At 73.1% G+C, this 19,937-nt stretch carries 18 protein-coding genes; 3 read left to right on the top strand and 15 right to left on the bottom strand.

Translation table 11 applies throughout. From position 1 onward, the window contains the following. Positions 1 to 24: 24 nt before the first annotated feature. The 10 genes from IAG42_RS09205 to rimP form a co-directional block, all read right to left on the bottom strand. Positions 25 to 507 (bottom strand): carboxymuconolactone decarboxylase family protein, encoded by a 483-nt coding sequence (locus tag IAG42_RS09205; protein ID WP_188336538.1) that lies wholly within the window; start codon positions 505 to 507, stop codon positions 25 to 27. Between the two features lie 105 nt (positions 508 to 612). Then, complete coding sequence (locus IAG42_RS09210; RefSeq protein WP_188336539.1) at positions 613 to 1,572, bottom strand: bifunctional riboflavin kinase/FAD synthetase; 960 nt, start codon at positions 1,570 to 1,572, stop codon at positions 613 to 615. 131 nt (positions 1,573 to 1,703) lie between these two features. Next, positions 1,704 to 5,054 carry a trypsin-like peptidase domain-containing protein gene (locus tag IAG42_RS09215; RefSeq protein ID WP_188336540.1) on the bottom strand — a complete coding sequence of 1,117 codons (3,351 nt, stop codon included), beginning with the start codon at positions 5,052 to 5,054 and terminating at the stop codon, positions 1,704 to 1,706. 250 nt (positions 5,055 to 5,304) lie between these two features. Beyond that, positions 5,305 to 6,210 carry a tRNA pseudouridine(55) synthase TruB gene (gene truB, locus IAG42_RS09220; RefSeq protein WP_188336541.1) on the bottom strand — a complete coding sequence of 302 codons (906 nt, stop codon included), beginning with the start codon at positions 6,208 to 6,210 and terminating at the stop codon, positions 5,305 to 5,307. Between the two features lie 2 nt (positions 6,211 to 6,212). Continuing rightward, on the bottom strand, positions 6,213 to 6,671 hold the full coding sequence (rbfA, locus tag IAG42_RS09225) for a 30S ribosome-binding factor RbfA (RefSeq protein ID WP_188336542.1): 459 nt from the start codon (positions 6,669 to 6,671) through the stop codon (positions 6,213 to 6,215). 36 nt (positions 6,672 to 6,707) lie between these two features. After that, positions 6,708 to 7,001: a DUF503 domain-containing protein gene (locus tag IAG42_RS09230; RefSeq protein ID WP_188336543.1), complete on the bottom strand. Its 294-nt coding sequence runs from the start codon at positions 6,999 to 7,001 to the stop codon at positions 6,708 to 6,710. A 138-nt stretch (positions 7,002 to 7,139) separates the two neighbouring features. Beyond that, positions 7,140 to 10,196, bottom strand: a complete 3,057-nt coding sequence (gene infB / locus IAG42_RS09235; RefSeq protein WP_188336544.1) for a translation initiation factor IF-2 — start codon at positions 10,194 to 10,196, stop codon at positions 7,140 to 7,142. Positions 10,197 to 10,342: 146 nt separating this feature from the next. Then, the gene (locus IAG42_RS09240; protein ID WP_188336545.1) at positions 10,343 to 10,621 is read right to left on the bottom strand and encodes a YlxR family protein; all 279 of its coding nucleotides are present in this window, start codon (positions 10,619 to 10,621) and stop codon (positions 10,343 to 10,345) included. 101 nt (positions 10,622 to 10,722) lie between these two features. Beyond that, positions 10,723 to 11,721: a transcription termination factor NusA gene (gene nusA, locus IAG42_RS09245; RefSeq protein ID WP_188336546.1), complete on the bottom strand. Its 999-nt coding sequence runs from the start codon at positions 11,719 to 11,721 to the stop codon at positions 10,723 to 10,725. 2 nt (positions 11,722 to 11,723) lie between these two features. Beyond that, positions 11,724 to 12,233 (bottom strand): ribosome maturation factor RimP, encoded by a 510-nt coding sequence (gene rimP, locus IAG42_RS09250; RefSeq protein ID WP_188336547.1) that lies wholly within the window; start codon positions 12,231 to 12,233, stop codon positions 11,724 to 11,726. Positions 12,234 to 12,432: 199 nt separating this feature from the next. On the opposite strand from rimP, the gene IAG42_RS09255 reads away from it, so the two are divergent. The 3 genes from IAG42_RS09255 to IAG42_RS09265 are packed head-to-tail and all read left to right on the top strand — an operon-like array spanning position 12,433 to position 14,349. Further along, entirely contained in the window at positions 12,433 to 12,936 is a 504-nt protein-coding gene (locus tag IAG42_RS09255; protein ID WP_188336548.1) for a hypothetical protein, read from the top strand. 5 nt (positions 12,937 to 12,941) lie between these two features. Continuing rightward, on the top strand, positions 12,942 to 13,418 hold the full coding sequence (locus tag IAG42_RS09260) for a ferritin-like domain-containing protein (RefSeq protein ID WP_188336549.1): 477 nt from the start codon (positions 12,942 to 12,944) through the stop codon (positions 13,416 to 13,418). A 28-nt stretch (positions 13,419 to 13,446) separates the two neighbouring features. Continuing rightward, entirely contained in the window at positions 13,447 to 14,349 is a 903-nt protein-coding gene (locus IAG42_RS09265) for an aminoglycoside phosphotransferase family protein (RefSeq protein ID WP_188336550.1), read from the top strand. A 3-nt stretch (positions 14,350 to 14,352) separates the two neighbouring features. Here IAG42_RS09265 and IAG42_RS09270 read toward each other — a convergent pair whose 3' ends face one another. From IAG42_RS09270 to ispG, 5 genes are all read right to left on the bottom strand, one after another. Then, the gene (locus IAG42_RS09270; protein ID WP_188336551.1) at positions 14,353 to 14,832 is read right to left on the bottom strand and encodes a GNAT family N-acetyltransferase; all 480 of its coding nucleotides are present in this window, start codon (positions 14,830 to 14,832) and stop codon (positions 14,353 to 14,355) included. A 272-nt stretch (positions 14,833 to 15,104) separates the two neighbouring features. After that, positions 15,105 to 16,808: a proline--tRNA ligase gene (locus IAG42_RS09275; RefSeq protein WP_188336552.1), complete on the bottom strand. Its 1,704-nt coding sequence runs from the start codon at positions 16,806 to 16,808 to the stop codon at positions 15,105 to 15,107. A gap of 71 nt (positions 16,809 to 16,879) precedes the next feature. After that, positions 16,880 to 17,440 (bottom strand): GNAT family N-acetyltransferase, encoded by a 561-nt coding sequence (locus IAG42_RS09280; protein WP_188336553.1) that lies wholly within the window; start codon positions 17,438 to 17,440, stop codon positions 16,880 to 16,882. A 29-nt stretch (positions 17,441 to 17,469) separates the two neighbouring features. Continuing rightward, positions 17,470 to 18,318 carry a GNAT family N-acetyltransferase gene (locus IAG42_RS09285; RefSeq protein WP_188336554.1) on the bottom strand — a complete coding sequence of 283 codons (849 nt, stop codon included), beginning with the start codon at positions 18,316 to 18,318 and terminating at the stop codon, positions 17,470 to 17,472. Between the two features lie 341 nt (positions 18,319 to 18,659). Further along, a complete protein-coding gene (gene ispG, locus IAG42_RS09290) occupies positions 18,660 to 19,817 on the bottom strand; it encodes a flavodoxin-dependent (E)-4-hydroxy-3-methylbut-2-enyl-diphosphate synthase (protein ID WP_188336555.1) in 1,158 nt (385 codons plus the stop codon). Positions 19,818 to 19,937 lie beyond the last annotated feature (120 nt).

Genomic DNA, 19,937 nt, shown 5'->3' on the forward strand with positions numbered 1-19,937 from the left:
CGGCCGCCGGCGAACGGCTGGGCCCTATTCCAGCGGCGACTTCATGCCCGGCTGGTAGTCGCCGGCAGGCTGTCGCGTCATCACGTTCAGACGGTTGAACGCGTTGATGCCCGCGATGAGGCAGACGAGCGCGCCGAGCTGTTCCTCGTCGTAGTGCTTGGCGGCACGCTCCCAGACCTCGTCCGGCACCCCCGTGGCGGCGTCCGCCAGGCGCGTGCCCTCCTCGGCGAGTTCGAGGGCCGCCCGCTCAGCCTCGGTGAAGACCTTCGCCTCGCGCCACGCCGCGACGAGGCTGAGCCGGACCGGCGTCTCGCCCGCCGCCACGGCCTCCTTGACGTGCATGTCGAGGCAGCCCGAGCAGCCGTTGATCTGGCTGGCGCGGATCTTCACCAGTTCCTGCGTCGCGACGGGCAGGCCGGAACCGGTCAGCGGCTGGTGCGCGGCGACGAGGCGCTTGAGGAATCCGACGGCGGACTGGCTGGCGAAGATGTTCAGACGGGGTTCCATGGCGAGCTCCCTGCTTGGATTCCGTAGTCCTGGATGGTGCGTTCACCAACAGGACGGATCGCAGGGGCCCGTCTGTGACATCCCCGGGCCGGAACGGGGTGTGACCTACGCCTCGTTCGCCTCGTAGGCCGCGATGAGGTCACGCGACCGCTTCACGTCGTCGGCGATGGCCTCGACGAGCTGCTCCAGGGAGTCGAACTTCGACATGCCGCGCACGAAGGCGAGGAAGTCGACGGCGACGTGCAGCCCGTACAGGTCGAGCCCCTCGCGGTCGATGGCGTAGGCCTCCACGGTCCGCTCGACCGCGTCGAACTGCGGGTTCGTGCCGACCGAGATCGCGGCGGGCATGGCCTCGCCCTCGACGTGCAGCCAGCCCGCGTAGACGCCGTCGGCGGGGATCGCGGTGTGCGGGAGGGTCTCCACGTTGGCCGTCGGGAAGCCCAGTTCGCGGCCGCGCTGCGCGCCGCGCACGACGACGCCCTCGACGCGGTGGGGGCGGCCCAGGATCTCGCGGGCACCCTCGACGTCGCCCTCGGCGACGAGCCGGCGGGTCAGCGTCGAGGAGAACGGCTGACCGCCGCCCGCCGTGCCGCTGACGAACAGGTCGACGAGCTCGACGGCGAAGTCGTAGGTGCGGCCCTGCTCGGCGAGGAACGCGACGTCACCGGCGGCCTTGTGGCCGAAGCGGAAGTTGGGGCCCTCGACGACGACCCGGGCGTGCAGCCGGTCGACGAGCACCTTCGCGACGAAGTCGGCGGGCGACAGCTTCGAGAACTCGGTGGTGAACGGGAGGATCAGCACCGCGTCCACGCCCAGCTCGGCCATCAGCTCGGCCCTGCGGTGGTGCGCGGCGAGCAGCGGCGGGTGCGAGCCGGGGCGCACGACCTCGCTGGGGTGCGGGTCGAAGGTGACGACGACGGCCGGGACGCCCAGCTCACGGGCGCGCTCCACGGCACGGCCGATGATCAACTGGTGTCCGCGGTGCACCCCGTCGTAGGAACCGATGGTGACGACGCTGCGCCCCCAGTCCTGGGGGATGTCCTCCAAGCCACGCCAGCGCTGCACGGTGATTGCTCCTCGCAAACCTGTGTACGACGGTTCCGTCTGTCTGTGCTTCGTGCGTCTCCTACCGAACACGCAGGTCTAAGAGTGCCATGTCGCCCGGCCGCGCCACTCATCGGGCGGGTCGTCCGGGCTCAGGCGGGCACCTTCGCCCCGGCCACGCTCTCGATGGTGCGGCGGGCGCTGGGCCCGACGAGGGCGGCCCAGTCGGCCGGCTCGGCGGAGAGCCAGCGGGCGGTGAGGGCGGCGAAGCCGGGGACGGCCCCGGCCAGCTCGACCAGGCCCCGGTCGAAGCGGGCGGCGCCCTCGGGGGTGCGGACGAGCAGGGTGCCGGTGCGGTGCACGAGGTCGCGGGTGCGGGCCTGGCCGCGCCGCACGGCGCCCCGCGCGGCCGCGTCGAGGACGGCGGCGAGCACGTCCGGGTCCTGCTCCCGCCCGAGCAGGACGTCGAGCAGCTCCCCGCGCAGGCCGCGCGAGGCGGCGGTGCCGGGCGCGGCGAGGACGGGGGCGAGCGCGGCCCGTACGGCGGGCGTCGGGGCGCGCAGCAGGTCCAGGGCGAGCGGCAGCAGGACGGAGCGCCCGGTGGGGCCGCGCTCCAGGCACCGGTCCACGAACGCGGCCGCGTGCCGGGCGGCGCCCTCGGGGTGCGCGGCGGCCAGCGCTCCCACGAGCGCGGCGGCGCGGCGGGCCAGGGCGGGCGTCGTGACGTCGGCGAGGGTGCGTACGAGGTCGCCCGCGCCGGGGCCGAGCCCGTCGAGCCGGGACTCGAACGCGGCGAGGACGGGCTCGGGGTGGGTCTCCAGGGCCGGGGCGAGCGCGGACGCGGGCAGTTGCGGGTCCCCCGCGGCGAACCGGCGCAGGGCCCGGGCGAGGTACTGGGGCCGGGAGTGCGGGTCGCGGACGAGGAGGGCGAGCGCGGCGCCGTGCAGCGTGTCCTCGCCGGGGCGGGCCAGCAGGGCCAGCGCCGCGTAGCGCAGCAGTCCGCGGTCGGCGTCGCTGGTGGCCCGGGACTGGACGCGCAGCCCGTAGGCGAGGGCGGCGACGTGCCGGTCGAGCCGCTCGTCGTGCGCCCAGCGGTCGACGGCCCGGCACAGGGCGGAGGGCTCCTCGTCGGCGAGCACGGTGAGCAGTTCGTCGGCGCGGGGGTGCGGGCAGTCGACGAGGGCCTCGGTGAGGTCGTCGACGGCGCGGTGGCGGTGGGTGTGGAGCAGGGCCTGGGCGGCGGTCGCGACGGTGGCGTCGGGCAGCGCGGGCAGGGCCCGCTCGTCGTCGAACCAGGTGGTGAGCTGCCGCTGCGCGGCGGCGGGCGCGGCGGCCAGGAGCTCGGCGACGGTGTCCAGGTAGCGGTGCCCCTCCCCGGGCGAGGGGTCGTGCACGACGAGCCGCCGCAGCAGCGCGAAGCGGGCGCCGTCCGACACCGGGACCCGCGCCCAGAACCAGGGCCCGAAGGCCCCGCGGTCGGCGAGCTCGCACAGGACGGGCAGATGCGCCTCGGCGTCCGGAACGCGCAGCAGCACCTCCGCGACCAGATGCCCGGCCCACCACTGCGCTTCCTCGTCGGCGGCCCGGCCCTCCCCTCGCTCGCCGCCCGGCAGCCAGGCGGTCAACTCCTCGAGCCGCTCCCCCAGTTCGGCGGAACCCCGCTGCCGCCCGAGCAGCAGAAGGGCCCGCACCACAGGGCCCGCCCGGTGCCGCGGCACGGGCACCGCGGAGCCGCCCCGCCGCCGGAACACGAGGGCCTCCAGCGCCCCGTCCAGATCCAGGTGCATGCCCTGGATCCAGTCGGCCACCTCCTCGTGCGCGAAGCGGTATCCGCTCCCGGCCGGCACCAAAACTCCCTCGGTGAGCACGGCGGACGCCCACCCGCTCACCCCGTGCCGCGCGCCCCAGGGGAACAGCTCCTCGAACGCGGCCCGGTCCAGCTCCCCCTGCCCCGGCCCCAGACAGCTCCGCGCCGCCTCGTGCAGCTGACCGCAGACCCGCGCCGCGAGCCGCCGCACGGCCGCGCCCCGCAGGCCGGCGGGCGCGGCGAGCCGTACCGCCACGCGCAGGCACATCAGGTCCAGGTACGCCCCGAAGATCTCGTCCCGGTCCGGCTGCCCGGGCACCTCCCCGGGCAGCGCCGCCCGCACGTCCCGCAGCAGCCGCAGCGCCAGCGGGTGCCGGGCGTCCGCCGGGTGCAGGGCGCCTTCGGGGATCCCGAACCGCTCCCGGGCCCGCTCGTCGTCCAGGTCCCCGATCCGGACGCAGGCGGGCAGCCTCCCGGCCCGCCCGTGCAGCGCCCCGGGGCCGAAGAGCCGGCCGGCCTGCTCCCAGTACTCGCCGCGGCAGGCCACGACGAGCCGGACGCCGGACGCGGCGAGCCAGCGCTCGGTGCCGTGGGACCAGGCGGCGAGCCGGTGGGCGAGCACGGGCGGCATCTCCTCGGGCCCGTCGAGCACCAGCATCAGGGGGCGTCCGGCGTCGGCGGCGATCCGGGCGACGCGCGCGGGCGAGAGGTCTCCGAGGTCGCCGGGCTCCACCTCACGGGTGGCGGCGACGATCCGGCCCGCGCGCTCCAGGGCGCGTCCGACGGCCTGCGCGACGGAGGTGTCGCCGCCGCCCAGATCGGCGCCGCGCAGCCAGAGCGTGGGCGCGGCGCCCGCTCCGGCGCCCCGGCGTGCGGCGAGGGCCGCGAGCTCGGTGGTGCGTCCGCTGCCGGGGTCGCCGACGAGTGCGAGCAGCCGTGCGGGTCCGGCGCCGAACGCGGCCAGTTCCCGTACGACGTCCGGCCGCTCGACCGGGTCGGGGGCGCCGTCGGCCGCGGGCCCCTCGCTGCCCACGGAGACGGCGGCGAGCTGCAGCACGCCCGCGACGTTCAGCTCGTCCCCGTAGGCGGCGACCGTGACCGCGTTGCGGGCCAGGAGGGCTGCGAGGGGGCCGTGCGGGTCCGTCTCCGCGGCGGTGCGCAGCGGGACGGCGAGACCGGCGGCGCGGTGGCCGGTGCTCAGGGCGGTGCCGAGGACGGCGACGACGGCGCCCGTGACGGCGTCCAGGACGGGTCCGCCCGCGCCTCCGCCGCCCGGTGCCAGAGCGTCCGCGCCGGCGGTGCCGACGGCGAGCTCCATGGTCTCGGCGAGCGTGTGGGAGCGGTCGCAGGCCTGGTAGGTGGCGGGGCCGTGGCCGAGCACCCGGGCCTCGCGCCAGCCGCCGGCCGGGATGCGTACGTAGGCCCCGATGGGCAGGGGGCCGCCGGCGGCCACGGGCAGCGGCGGGACCCCGAGTCCTTCGGTGCGCACGAGGGCGAGGCCGAGGTGCGGGAGGGCGTGGACCGCCTCGGGGCCCACGACGCAGGTGGCGCCGCCGGGCGCGTGCAGCACAAGGCGGCCGAGCCCGTCCACCGCTTCGTGACCGGTGACCACGGTCCCCTGGTCGTCCACGGCGAAGCCCGCTCCGCGCGGGCGCCCGGCCAGATCACAGATCCGAACCAGCGGCGGATCGACCATGCCGCTGAACCTCCCGCCGCTCTCCGCCACCCCCCGTCCCCTCGACGGTAGGCGCGCGGTGATCAGCAGGACAGCGCGCGAGGCGAACGCGCCCCCCTGCGCTCCCCTGATTCACTCCGAGCGCCCGCTCGATGGGGTGAACTCGTACGGCTCGGCGGACAGACCTGATGGAGGGGAACGTGGAGCGGCGGGCACCCGGGGTCCGGATGCCCGCCGCTCCATCGGCGTCCGCCGTCCGGCGGGAAAGCCGTCAGCCGAAGACGGCCAGGCTCTTCGCCTTGCCCTTGGACTCCTCGACGAGGGCCAGGAAGGTGCCGTCCGCGCCGAAGACGCCGACGGGACCGGCGCCCGCGTACTCGGCGGGCATCTCGAGCCGTACCCCGTTCAGGAGCAGCTTGGCGCGGCGCGCGTCGACCTCCCAGCGCGGGAACGCGGCGCTCGCGGCGTCCGCCACCGGCATCACGGCGAAGGACTCCTGGAGCTGGTCCAGGGTCTTGGCGCCGTCGAGCTTGTAGGGCCCGACGCGGGTGCGGCGCAGGGCGGTCAGATGGCCGCCGACCCCGAGGTCCGCGCCGAGGTCGCGGGCGAGGGCCCGGATGTAGGTGCCGGACGAGCAGACGACGGACACCACGAGGTCGAGCACCGGGGTCCCGTCCTCGGCGACGGCGTCCCGCATGTCGTAGACCTGGAAGGAGGAGACGGTGACCGGCCGGGCCGGGATCTCGAAGTCCTCGCCCTCACGGGCGCGCTTGTACGAGCGCACGCCGTTGATCTTGATGGCGCTGACCTTGGACGGCACCTGCATGATGGCGCCGGTCAGCTTGGCGACGCCCGCGTCGACGGCGTCGCGCCGCACTCCGGAGGCGTCGGTGGAGGAGGTGATGTCGCCCTCGGCGTCGTCGGTGAGCGTGTTCTGCCCGAGCCGGATCGTGCCGAGGTACTCCTTCTCGGTCAGCGCGAGGTGACCGAGGAGCTTGGTGGCGCGCTCGACGCCGAGCACGAGGACGCCCGTCGCCATCGGGTCGAGGGTGCCCGCGTGGCCGACGCGGCGGGTCCTGGCGATCCCGCGCATCTTGGCCACGACGTCGTGCGAGGTGAAGCCCGACGGCTTGTCGACGATGACCAGGCCGTCGGGCGGAGGGGTGCGGTCGGACATGCTCAGGCGTCGCCGTCCGTCTCGTCCTCGGCGGCGTCGTCTTCCGGCTTCTTGTACGGGTCGGCGTCGCCCGCGAAGGCGGCGCCGGCGGACGCCTGGCGCACCTGGGCGTCCGAGGCCCGCGCCTTGTCGAGGAGGTCCTCGATGGTGCGGGCGTTGTCCGGCAGGGCGTCCGCGACGAAGGTGAGGGTCGGCGTGAACTTCACGCCGGCCGCGGCACCCACCGCGGAACGCAGGATTCCCTTGGCGCTCTCCAGACCGGCCGCCGCCTCGGCCCGCTCCTCGTCGTCCCCGTACACCGTGTAGAAGACGGTGGCCTCCCGCAGGTCACCCGTGACGCGGGTGTCCGTGATGGTGACGTGGGTGCCGAGCCGCGGGTCCTTGATCCCGCGCTGCAGCTTCTGGGCCACCACCTCTCGGATGAGGTCCGCCAGCCTCTTGGCGCGCGCGTTGTCGGCCACTGGTCCGTCTCCTTAGTAACTGTCTTGCTTCTTGCTTCAGTCTTCGTCGCTGTGGAGCCTGCGTCGAACCGAGAGCAGTTCCACCTCGGGCCGGGCCGCCACCAGCCGCTCGCAGCGGTCCAGTACGTCGCTGAGGTGTCCCGTGTCCCCGGAGACCAGCGCGAGCCCGATCTCGGCCCTGCGATGGAGGTCCTGGTTGCCCGTCTCCGCCGCGCTCACCGCGTACTTGCGCTGGAGCTCGGCCACGATGGGGCGAACGAGGGAGCGTTTCTCCTTCAGCGAGTGGACGTCGCCGAGGAGCAGATCGAAGGACAGAGTCCCCACATACATGTGTGTCCGGATGTCCCGCCGGTTCGGGTTCGTAAAGGCGCCACAGCTGACGCCGATACGGGAACCGTACACGCAACGGCCGGGGCCGATCGACGGAAATAAGTCCCGCCGACCGGCCCCAGTCGGTTACCGCGTGGATCAGACGCGCGGCTTCTCGCGCATCTCGTACGTCGCGATGACGTCGTCGACCTTGATGTCGTTGAAGTTGCCGAGGTTGATACCGCCCTCGAACCCTTCGCGGATCTCGGTGACGTCGTCCTTGAAGCGACGCAGACCGGAGATGTTGAGGTTCTCCGCGATGACCTTGCCATCGCGCAGCAGGCGCGCCTTGGTGTTGCGCTTGACCTCTCCGGACCGGACGAGCACACCGGCGATGTTGCCCAGCTTGGACGACTTGAAGACCTCGCGGATCTCCGCCGTGCCGAGCTCGACCTCCTCGTACTCCGGCTTGAGCATGCCCTTGAGGGCCGCCTCGATCTCCTCGATGGCCTGGTAGATCACCGAGTAGTACCGGACGTCGACACCCTCGCGCTCCGCCATCTGCTGCGCACGGCCGGCTGCCCGGACGTTGAAGCCGATGACGATGGCGTCGGAGCCGGTCGCCAGGTTGATGTCGGACTCGGTGACCGCACCCACACCGCGGTGCAGGACACGGATGTCGACCTCTTCACCGACGTCGAGCTGGAGCAGCGAGGACTCGAGAGCCTCCACCGAACCGGACGCGTCGCCCTTGATGATGAGGTTGAGCTCCTGCACCAGACCGGCCTTGAGGGCCTCGTCCAGGTTCTCCAGGGAGAACCGGACGCCGCGGCGCGCGAAGTTGGCGTTGCGCTCGCGAGCGGCACGCTTCTCGGCGATCTGACGGGCCGTACGGTCCTCGTCGACCACCAGGAAGTTGTCGCCGGCACCCGGCACGTTGGTGAGACCGAGCACGAGGACGGGGGTCGAGGGACCCGCTTCCTCCACGTTGTTGCCGTTGTCGTCGAGCATCGCCCGGACGCGGCCGTACGCGTCGCCGACCACCATGGTGTCGCCGATGCGCAGCGTGCCTCGCTGGACGAGGACGGTCGACACCGCACCACGACCGCGGTCGAGGTGGGACTCGATCGCAATACCCTGCGCGTCCTGCTCCGGGTTGGCCCGCAGGTCGAGCGAGGCGTCCGCGGTCAGGACCACGGCCTCGAGCAGGGAGTCGATGTTCAGACCCTGCTTGGCGGAGATGTCGACGAACATGGTGTCGCCGCCGTACTCCTCGGCCACCAGGCCGTACTCGGTCAGCTGACCGCGCACCTTGGTCGGGTCGGCACCCTCGACGTCGATCTTGTTGACCGCGACGACGATCGGGACCTCGGCGGCCTTGGCGTGGTTGAGCGCCTCGACCGTCTGGGGCATGACGCCGTCGTTGGCCGCGACCACGAGGATCGCGATGTCGGTCGACTTCGCACCACGGGCACGCATGGCGGTGAACGCCTCGTGACCCGGGGTGTCGATGAAGGTGATCCGACGCTCTTCGTCGTTGACCTCGGTCGTGACCTGGTACGCACCGATGTGCTGCGTGATACCGCCGGCCTCGCCCGCGACGACGTTCGTCTTGCGGATGGTGTCGAGCAGTCGGGTCTTACCGTGGTCGACGTGACCCATGACGGTGACGACCGGCGGACGGGACATGAGCATGTCCTCGCCGCCCTCGTCCTCGCCGAACTCGATGTCGAAGGACTCGAGCAGCTCGCGGTCCTCCTCCTCCGGGCTGACGACCTCGAGGACGTAGTTCATCTCGCCCGCGAGCAGCTGGAGGGTCTCGTCGGAGACGGACTGCGTGGCAGTGACCATCTCGCCGAGGTTCATCATCACGGCGACGAGCGAGGCCGGGTTGGCGCCGATCTTCTCCGCGAAGTCGGTCAGCGAGGCACCGCGCGACAGGCGGACGGTCTGTCCGTTGCCGCGAGGCAGCATGACGCCGCCCACCGACGGGGCCTGCATGGCCTCGTACTCCTGGCGCCTCTGACGCTTCGACTTGCGACCACGACGGGCGGGCCCGCCGGGACGGCCGAACGCACCCTGCGTGCCACCACGGCCACCCGGACCACCGGGACGACCGCCGAAGCCGGGACGGCCACCGCCGCCACCGCCGGGACGGCCGGCGAAGCCGCCGCCACCGCCACCGGGACCACCGGGACGACCCGCGAAGCCGCCGCCACCGCCACCGGGACGGCCGGCGAAGCCGCCGCCACCGGGACGACCGCCGCCGCCACCCGGACGACCGCCGCCACCCGGACCGCGGCCACCGGGGCCACCGCCGGGACGCGGGCCCGCTGCGGGGCGCTGCGGCATCATGCCGGGGTTCGGACGGTTACCACCGGGGCCGCCGCCGGGACGCGGACCGGCCGCGCCGCCCTGCGGACGGGGCATGCCGCCCGGGGTCGGACGGGCGCCGCCCTGACCCTGCGGACGGGGACCGCCCTGACCCGCACCCTGGGGGCGCGGACCGCCCGGGGCACCGGGGCCGCCGGGACGCGGGGCGCCGCCGGGACGGGGCGCCTGCGGGCGCGCCATGCCGGTGGAGCCGCCGGACGTGAAGGGGTTGTTGCCCGGACGCGGGCCCGCGGGACGGGCACCACCGGGACGGGGCGCACCCTGGCCGCCGGGACGCGGGGCGCCCTGACGGTCGCCGCGCTGACCCTGACCACCCTGGGCACCCTGACCGGGGGCCGGACGGCCACCGGGCTTCGGGGCACCGGGACGGGCACCCGGACGCGCACCACCGGCGGCCGGGGCGGCGGGAGCCGCGGGGGGCGCGGGGGGCGCCGTGAACTCGGGCGCGGCCGGAGCCGGCGTGGCCGGCTTGGGGGCCGGCTTCGGACCCGGCCGCGGACCCGGCGCGGGGGCCGAGGCGGCGGGCTTCTCCGCGGCGGCCGGCTTGGGGGCCGGCGGGCGCGGCGCGGCAGGCTTCGCGGCCTGCGCGGGGGAAGGGGTGGGACGCGGCGCCGCGGGCTTCGCGGGCGCGGCCTTGCGTGCGGCGGGCTTGCCGCCGCCATTGCCCTGCTGGAGGGCATCAGTCAACTTGCGCACGACCGGCGCCTCGATCGTCGAGGACGCCGAACGGACGAATTCACCGAGTTCCTGGAGCTTGGCCATGACGACCTTGCTCTCCACACCGAACTCCTTGGCGAGTTCGTATACCCGGACCTTAGCCACTTCGCTCCTTTTAGGTCCGGGTTACGCCGGACCGTCGCTACTTCATGGGCGTACTCATCGCGTGCTCATCGAGTGCTCATCGCAATCTCGACCTACTTCCAACTCGCGGGGTACCAGGGCCGCGCGGAGGTTCCGCGCGGCGCTTCTTACGGTGTTGCCCGTCCGACCCGGTGGCTCAGCGCCTCCGTGTCGAACGGTCCAGGGGCCTTGAACGCCCGCTGGAAGGCCCGACGGCGGACCGCCTGGTCGAAACAGACCTGGGCGGGGTGCAGATACGCACCCCGGCCGGGCAGCGTACCGCGATCATCGGGGACGCACGCGCCCTCGACGACCACGATCCGCAGCAGATCGCTCTTGGCCGCTCGCTCGCGGCAACCCACGCAGGTTCGCTCAGGGCATGCGCCGACGTGCGTCCGGCCAGACACGATTAAGTCTACCTCCCCGTACCGACCTCACCCCTTTGGGGGAAAAATCGAACGGCTGTCTCGTTACATTCTGTCGTGATCCAAGCGCACAGCGCCCGGATTTATTCCCCGGCGCCCGGTGCGGGCTGCTCGGTGTCCGGCCGGATGTCGATGCGCCAGCCGGTCAGCCGGGCCGCGAGCCGGGCGTTCTGGCCCTCCTTGCCGATGGCGAGGGAGAGCTGGTAGTCGGGCACCGTCACCCGGGCCGAGCGGGCGCCCAGGTCCACGATCTCGACCTTCGAGACGCGGGCCGGGGACAGCGCGTTGGCCACCATGTCGGCCGGGTCGTCGGACCAGTCGACGATGTCGATCTTCTCGCCGTTGAGCTCGCCCATGACATTGCGCACACGGCCGCCCATGGGGCCGATGCAGGCGCCCTTGGCGTTGAGCCCGCTGCGGGTGGAGCGGACGGCGATCTTCGTACGGTGGCCGGCCTCGCGGGCGATGGCGGCGATCTCGACGGACCCGTCGGCGATCTCCGGCACCTCGAGCGCGAAGAGCTTCTTGACCAGGTTCGGGTGCGTGCGCGACAGCGTCACGGACGGACCGCGCACCCCCTTGGCGACCCGGACGACGTAGCTGCGCAGGCGCATGCCGTGCGGGTACTCCTCGCCCGGCACCTGCTCCTGCACCGGCAGGATGGCTTCGAGCTTGCCGATGTCGACCAGCACGTTCTTCGGGTCGCGGCCCTGCTGGACGACGCCCATCACGATGTCGCCCTCGCGGCCGGCGTACTCGCCGAGCGTCGCGTCGTCCTCGGCGTCGCGCAGCCGCTGCAGGATGACCTGCTTGGCGGTCGTGGCGGCGATACGACCGAAGTCCGAGGGCGTGTCGTCGAACTCGCGCGGCTCCTGACCCTCTTCCAGGTCGTCCGCGTCCTCCTTCGCCCAGACCGTCACGTGTCCGCTCTCGCGGTCGAGCTTCACGCGCGCGTGGCGGCGGCTTCCCTCGGTGCGGTGATAGGCGATGAGGAGGGCCGATTCGATCGCCTCGACCAGCAGATCGAAGGAGATCTCCTTCTCCCGGACCAGACCCCGCAGGGCACTCATGTCGATGTCCACGGCTACGCCTCCTCTTCGTTCTTGTCTTCGTTCGCGTTCTTGCGGTTGAACTCGACCTGGACCCGCGCCTTGGCGATGTCCGTGAAGCCGAGCCTGCGGGCGGTGGCCTTGCGGCCCTTCACGCCCGGGACCTCCAGGTCGAGACCCTCGTCGTCCACCTGGAGGATGCGCGCGGTCACTTCGCCGCCGTCGGTCAGCGTGAACTTCACGAGGCGGTCCGTCGCGCGGACGTAGTGGCGGTGCTCGGTGAGCGCGCGCTCGGCGCCGGGCGTGCCGACCTCGAGCTCGTACTCTCCGTCGCCCATCACATCGGTCTCGTCGAGCTTCGCCGAGAGCGCGCGGCTCACATCGGCGACGGCGTCCAGATCGGCGCCTTCCTCGGAGTCCACGACGACGCGCAGCACCCGCTTGCGTCCGACCGAGGCCACTTCGATCTCTTCGAGATCGAGCCCCTGTGAGCTGACGAGCGGTTCCAGTAGTTCCCGCAGCCTCTCGTTCTGGGTGGTGCTCATCCGGGTGACTCCTCGGCCGCGTGTGCTGTTGTGGTCGCTGACAATCCTTGCGCGTCAGGTCAAAGGGTATCCGGTCCAGGGGGGTGTTGCCGTCCACCGGGCGGGGGCCGAAGGTACGGTGATCTTCGCGTCACCCATCGCTCATACTGCCGAATCGTTTCCGGAGCTCTTTCCGGTCTTCCCGCCGAGGACGTCCGCCGTGCCGCACATCCCCCAGGTCCCGCCCGGGCCACGCCGTAGGACTCTGCTCGCCTCGCTGGCCGGGGCGAGCGCCCTGCTGACCGCGTGCTCGGGCGGCGGTGACGGCACTGAGGGCGGCAGCGGCGCGCCGTCCGTCTCGCAGGAGCGGCGGATGCGGACGCAGGCGGCGCGGGACAGCGCGGACCTGCTCGGCCGCTACGACGACGCCCTCACCGCCCGCCCCGGGCTCGCGGGGCGGCTCGGGCCGCTGCGGGCCGAGACCGAGCGGCACGTGCAGGCGTTCGGCGGGGCGGCCGTGCCGAGCCGGATGGCGGGCGCGCCCGCGCCGACGGCGAGCCCGGTCGCCGAGAAGGACGTCCTCAAGGCGCTCGCGGCGGCCGAGCGCGAGCTGTCGGACCGGCGTCTGGCCGCGCTCGTGGACGCCCCGGCCGAGCTCGCTCGGCTGCTCGCCTCGGTGGCGGCGGCCGGCGCCGCGCACGCGTACCTGCTGACGGAAGGCTGACCGGCATGGCGGAGAACGACGGGCTGCTCGCGGCGGTGCAGGCCGCGCTGCGCGCCGAGCACGCGGCGGTGTACGGGTACGGGGTGGTCGGCGGCCGGATCCGCGAGGGCCGGCGCTCCGAGGCCCGCGCCGCGTACGACGTGCATCGGGCGCGCAGGGACGAACTGCGGCGCACGGTACGGGACTTGGGCGCGAAGCCGGAGGAGTCCGCCGGGGCGTACGCGCTGCCGTTCCCGGTGCCGGACTCGGCCGCCGCGGCCCGCCTGGCCGCGGACATCGAGGACAAGGTCGCGGGCGTGTACTCGGATCTCGTACGGGCGTCGAGCGGCGACCGGCGCCGGGGCGCGGCCGATGCGCTGCGGGAGGCGGCGGTCCGTGCGGTGCGGTGGCGCGGCGGCAGCGTAGCCTTCCCTGGGCTCACCGAACGGGCCGCGGTGCCGTCCGCCTCGGCCTCCGGATCGTCGGTGGCGCCCGGTACCTGAGCTGTCTTCGGAAGGGAAAGTCTCGCGCATGGCATTCGAACCGCCTTCGCGCCTGGTGAACGCGCTCGGCGAGGTGCGCGACGAGGGGGCGTCCGCGTGGCTGGCCCGGCTCGGCACCCTGCTGGAGGAGGCGGCGGCCCGGCGCGGGGTCGACGTCGAACGGATCCATCTGCCCGGCGGCCGCAGCAGCCTGGTCGCGCACGTGCGGACGGCCAAGGGCACCCCGGCGGTGCTGAAGCTGGCGCCCGAGAGGTTCCGCCCGGAGGCGGAGCGCGCGGCGCTGACCCACTGGGACGGTCTCGGCGCGGTGCGGCTCCTGGACCCGGGCCCGAGCGACGGCGCGCTGCTCCTGGAGCGGCTGCACCCGGAGGTCTCGGTCCGTACGCTGCCGGAGGCCAAGGCGCTCCTGGAGGCGGCGGGCACGCTGCGCCGGCTCTGGGTCGATCCGCCGGCGGGCCGCAACTGCGAGACGGTGCCCGAGCGCACGGGCCGGCAGGCCACGCTGATGCGGGCGACGGTCGACGACTTCCCCGAGGTGGCGCCGCTGGTGGACGCGGCGCTCACGGCCCGGGACGAGCTGGTGGCGGCGCCGCCGGAGCTGCGGCTGCTGCACGGCACGTTCCGGCAGAGCAAGGTGCTCGCGGGTGAGCGGGTGCCGTGGCTGGCGATCGGCCCGGACCCGGTGGTCGGCGAGTGCGCCTTCGATCTGGCCCGTCTGGTGCGCGACCGCGTCGAGGACCTGATCGGCTCCCCGTCCGGCCCGGCGATCACCCGGCGGCGTGTGCGCAAGCTCGCCGAGTCCCTCGACGTGGACCAGGAGCGGCTGCGCGGCTGGACGCTGTTCCGCGCGGTGGAGTCCGGGGTGCGGGCGCTGCGGGTGGGCCGGCCCGGCGACGCGGAGAACCTGCTGGAGTTCGCGGGCTGGCTCTGACCGCTACAGGGTCCGGGCGTACGCGACGCAGGGGCGGCCCGAGCGGGTCGTGGTCCCGATGGCGTGGAAGCCCGTGCGCTGCAGGACGGCGCGGGAGGCGTGGTTCTCCGGTTCGGCCGCGGCGGTGACGCGGGTGAGGTGGTAGTCCTCGCGGGCCAGGGTGAACAGGCGGCGGACCGCTTCGGTGGCCAGGCCCTTGCCCGTGGCGTGCTCGGCCAGCCGGAAGCCGAGTTCGGCGCTGCCGTCGGCCGGGTCGTACAGATTGAAGCGGCCGATGATCTCGCCTTCGGCGGTGACCAGGACGTGCATGTGGGCCGTGCCCTCGGTCTGCTCGGCGAGGTTCGCCGCGTGGCGGGCGGCGAACTCCTCGAAGTAGGTGTCGCCGCGGTCGGGGACGCTCTGCGCGAAGAACGCGCGGTTGTCGCGTTCGAAGCTGAGCAGGGCGACCGCGTGGTCAGCTCGCAGGGGCTGCAGTTCGGGCATGGCGCGACCATAGGCTGCGCCGACCGGGCCCGTACACCGAATTGCCGCTGGCGGAGCGTCGACGGCCTCAGCGCCGTCGTGGCTGGTCGCGCAGTTCCCCGCGCCCCTGAAATGCAGACCCTTCGGGTCGCATTTCCCCGATAGAGGCTGAGCGGCGAAGCCGCTCGCCTCCAGGGGCGCGGGGAACTGCGCGACCAGCCACGACGGACCCGCACCCGGCGACGAAAGGGGTCACGCCCCTTCGGAAGCCGCCAGGAACGGTTCCGGCAGGGTCAGGCGGAGGTCAGGCGGGCGACGGCTTCGTCGACCGTCAGCTCCTCGCGCTCGCCCGTGCGGCGGTCCTTGAGCTCGACGATGCCGTCGGCGCTGCGGCGGCCCGCGACCAGGATCTGCGGGACACCGATGAGCTCGGAGTCGGTGAACTTGACGCCGGGCGAGATGCCGGGGCGGTCGTCGACCAGCACGCGGACACCGGCGGCGGCCAGCTTGTCGGAGACCTCGAGGGCCAGCTCGGTCTGGAGCGCCTTGCCGGCGGCGACGACGTGGACGTCGGCCGGGGCGATCTCGGCGGGCCAGACGAGGCCCTTGTCGTCGGCGTGCTGCTCGGCGAGCGCGGCGACGGCACGGGAGACGCCGATGCCGTAGGAGCCCATCGTGACGCGGACCGGCTTGCCGTTCTGGCCGAGGACGTCGAGCTGGAAGGCGTCGGCGTACTTGCGGCCGAGCTGGAAGATGTGGCCGATCTCGATGGCGCGGTCCAGCTTGAGGCCGGTGCCGCAGTTGGGGCACGGGTCGCCTTCCTGGACGACCACGACGTCGACGTAGGCGTCGACCTCGAAGTCACGGCCCGCGACGACGTTCTTCGCGTGCGTGCCTTCCTTGTTGGCGCCGGTGATCCAGGAGGTGCCGGGGGCGACGCGGGGGTCGGCGAGGTACTGGACCTTCTCCAGGCCCTGCGGGCCGACGTAGCCGCGCACGAGGTCGGGGCGGTCGGTGAAGTCCTCGGCGGTGACCAGCTCGACGGTGGCCGGGGCGAAGTGGGCCTCGACCTTGTCCATGTCGACCTCGCGGTCGCCGGGGACGCCGACGGCGACGATCTCGCCGTCGACCTTCACGAGGAGGTTCTTGAGGGTGGCGGAGGCCTCGACGCCGAGGTGCGCGGCGAGCGTCTCGATGGTGGGGGTGTCCGGGGTGGGGATCTCCTCGAGCGCGGGCACGCCGGCCGCGTCCACGGCCTTCAGCTCGAAGGAGACGGCCTCGGTGTTCGCCGCGTACTCACAGTTCGGGCAGTCGGCGAAGGTGTCCTCGCCGGCGGCGGCCGGGGCGAGGAACTCCTCGGACTTGGAGCCGCCCATGGCGCCGGCGGTGGCGGCGCAGATGCGGTAGTCGAGGCCGAGGCGCTCGAAGATGCGCTGGTAGGCGGCGCGGTGCAGCGCGTAGGACCGGGCCAGGCCCTCGTCCTCCAGGTCGAAGGAGTAGGAGTCCTTCATCTGGAACTCACGGCCGCGCAGGATGCCGGCGCGGGGGCGGGCCTCGTCGCGGTACTTGGTCTGGATCTGGTAGAGGATCACGGGCAGGTCCTTGTAGGACGTGCACTGGTCCTTGACGAGCTGGGTGAAGATCTCCTCGTGGGTCGGGCCGAGGAGATAGTCACCGCCCTTGCGGTCGTTGAGGCGGAACAGCTCGGCGCCGTACTCCTCCCAGCGGCCGGTCGCCTCGTAGGGCTCCTTGGGCAGCAGGGCGGGGAGCAGGACCTCCTGGGCGCCGATGGCGTCCATCTCCTCGCGGATGACGCGCTCGACGTTGGCGTACACCTTGCGGCCGAGCGGCAGCCAGGACCAGACGCCCGCGGCGGTGCGGCGCACGTAACCGGCGCGGACGAGGAGCTTGTGGCTCAGCACCTCGGCGTCCGCCGGGTCGTCGCGCAGGGTCTTCACCATCAACCGGGACATGCGCTGGACCTGGACCTTGGCCATGATTTGTGACTCCTGCTGCGAAAGGGTGGTCCCTGGAGGTTAGCCGGGGGCCCGCCGCCGCCGGAAATCGGTTAGGTGTTGCGCCGCAGCGGCAGGGGGGCGCCCATGACCGCGTACGGCTTCGGGGCGCTCGGGAAGACGACCTGGCGGGCGAGGTCCTCGTAGCCGAGGGAGCGGTACAGGCCGCGGGCCGGGCTCTCGTGGTCGATCGCGGAGAGGATCGAGCGGGGCTGGAGCGCGGTGTCGGTGATCGTGGTGATGAGGGTGCGGCCGATGCCGCGGTTCTGGTAGCCGGGGTGGACGTGCAGCTCGGTGATGACGAAGGAGTCGTCGAGCCAGTCCTCGGTGCCGCGGGCGCGCAGGTACGGCTCGACGACGGTGGACCACCAGTGCAGGCGGTCGTTGGGCATGCCGTAGACGAAGCCGACGAGGCGGCCGCTCTCGGTGGTCGCGCCGAGGGCGCGGGCGCCCGGGTAGGTCATGTGCCGCAGCACGATCTGCCGGCGGACGGCGATCTCGTCGTCGCTGAGTCCGAAGGCGTGGGCCTGGACGGCGAGGGCCTCGTCGACGCGGCTCCTCAGGTCGAGGTGGCCGATGGTGACGGTGTCGTCCGTGCGGTTCCGGTGCGGCATGCCCGGAGCGTACCCGGGGTGCCGTGCTCCTAGAACAGGACGCTCATGAACGCTCCGACCTCCTGGAATCCCACGCGGCGGTACGCGGCGCGGGCCGGGGTGTTGAAGTCGTTCACGTAGAGGCTGACGACGGGGGCGACGTCGGCGAGCGCGTAGCGCAGGACGGCCGCCATGCCGGGGGCGGCGAGGCCGCGGCCGCGGTACTCGGGGGCGACCCAGACGCCCTGGATCTGGCAGGCGTCGTCGGTCGCGGCGCCGATCTCGGCCTTGAAGACGACCTTGCCGTGCTCGTCGAGGCGGGCGAAGGAGCGGCCGGATCCGACCAGTTCGGCGACCCGGGCCTGGTAGAGCAGTCCGCCGTCGCCGGCCAGCGGGGAGACGCCGACCTCCTCGGTGAACATCGCCACGCACGCCGGCATGATCGTGTCCATCTCGTCCTTGCGGACGCGGCGGACGTACGGGTCCGGGGTGACGTCGGCGGGCATCCGGTCGGTGACCATGAGCGGCTGGTGGGAGCGGACCTCGCGGGCCGGGCCCCAGCTGGGTTCGAGCAGCTGCCACAGGCGGGCGGTGGGCTCGGCCGGGCCCACGATGGAGGAGCAGCGGCGGCCGGCGCGGCGGGCGCGGTCGGCGAATCCGCGGACGGCGCGCTCCGTGGCGCAGATCGGGACGAGGTTGGCGCCCGCGTAGCACAGGGACTGGAGCATGCCGTCCTCGTACCAGCCCCACATCTCTCCGCCGAGCCGCCAGGGGTCGAGGCCGGCGATGCGGACGCGGGCCGTCACGAAGGCGTTCGCGACGGGGTCGCGGTCGAGCACGGCGAGGGCGGCGTCCAGGTCACTCGGTTCGAGGACCCGGGTGGTGGTCTGGGTCAGCACGGGGCCTCATCTTGCTGGGGGTGCGAGGGTCTCCGACTGTACCCGGGGTCTCGGCTGAGCGGGATCCGCCTTCGCGTCCGCCGGGCGTCCTTGTGTGGCGGGTTCGGGCCGGTGGGGGCTGGTCACGCAGTTCCCCGCGCCCCTGGAGATGCGCACTTCGTGCGCGATCTCAGGGGCGCTTGCCGTCGGGGAAATGCGGCCCGAGGGGTCTGCATTTCAGGGGCGCGGGGCTGTCTCGATGTGCGACTCCGCCGCGGGGCGCGAGAAGCCCCACCGGGCCGCACCCGCCCGCGAGGCAGGACCCCGCAGACGCTGACGCGGCCAGGTCGGCCCGAGCCGGGTCAGCCCGCGATGGCTACCGTCGGCTCGCCGGAGGCCACGCCGTCCTTCTCCATCTGCTCCGCGATCTTGAGGGCTTCCTCGATGAGGGTCTCCACGATCTTGGACTCGGGGACGGTCTTGATGACCTCGCCCTTGACGAAGATCTGGCCCTTGCCGTTGCCGGAGGCGACGCCGAGGTCGGCCTCGCGGGCCTCGCCCGGACCGTTCACGACGCAGCCCATGACGGCGACGCGGAGCGGGACCTCCATGCCGTCGAGGCCGGCCGTGACCTCCTCGGCGAGCTTGTAGACGTCGACCTGGGCGCGTCCGCAGGACGGGCAGGAGACGATCTCCAGGCGGCGGGGCTTCAGGTTCAGCGACTCCAGGATCTGGTTGCCCACCTTGATCTCCTCGACCGGCGGGGCCGACAGGGAGACGCGGATGGTGTCGCCGATGCCCTCGGAGAGCAGCGCGCCGAACGCGACGGCGGACTTGATCGTGCCCTGGAACGCGGGACCGGCCTCGGTGACGCCCAGGTGGAGGGGGTAGTCGCACTTCTCGGCGAGCAGCCGGTACGCGTTGACCATGACCACGGGGTCGTTGTGCTTGACCGAGATCTTGATGTCGCGGAAGCCGTGCTCCTCGAAGAGGGACGCCTCCCAAAGGGCGGACTCGACGAGCGCCTCGGGGGTGGCCTTGCCGTACTTCTGGAGCAGTCGGCGGTCCAGGGAGCCCGCGTTCACACCGATGCGGATCGGGGTGCCGTGGTCGTTCGCCGCCTGGGCGATCTCCTTGACCTTGTCGTCGAACTGCTTGATGTTGCCCGGGTTGACCCGGACCGCGGCGCAGCCGGCCTCGATGGCCGCGAAGACGTACTTCGGCTGGAAGTGGATGTCGGCGATCACGGGGATCTGCGACTTCTGGGCGATGATCGGCAGCGCGTCGGCGTCGTCCTGCGTGGGGCAGGCCACCCGGACGATCTGGCAGCCGGACGCGGTGAGCTCGGCGATCTGCTGGAGGGTCGCGCCGATGTCGGACGTACGCGTCGTCGTCATCGACTGGACGGAGACCGGGGCGTCGCCGCCGACGGCCACGGTGCCGACCTGGATCTGCCGGCTCTTGCGCCGCTCGGCGAGCTTGGTCGGTACGTCCGGCATGCCGAGTGAAATCGCAGTCATCTGCTGTGCAACCCCAAGGTGTGGATCGAGTCCCAGGTTTCCGAGATTACGTCACCGGCCGGGCCCCCAGCACATCGCGCCCCTTTACACCACCCAAAGGTGGACGCCCGGGCCCACAGG

Source organism: Streptomyces xanthii, assembly GCF_014621695.1.
In the GTDB taxonomy this organism is placed as follows: domain Bacteria; phylum Actinomycetota; class Actinomycetes; order Streptomycetales; family Streptomycetaceae; genus Streptomyces; species Streptomyces xanthii.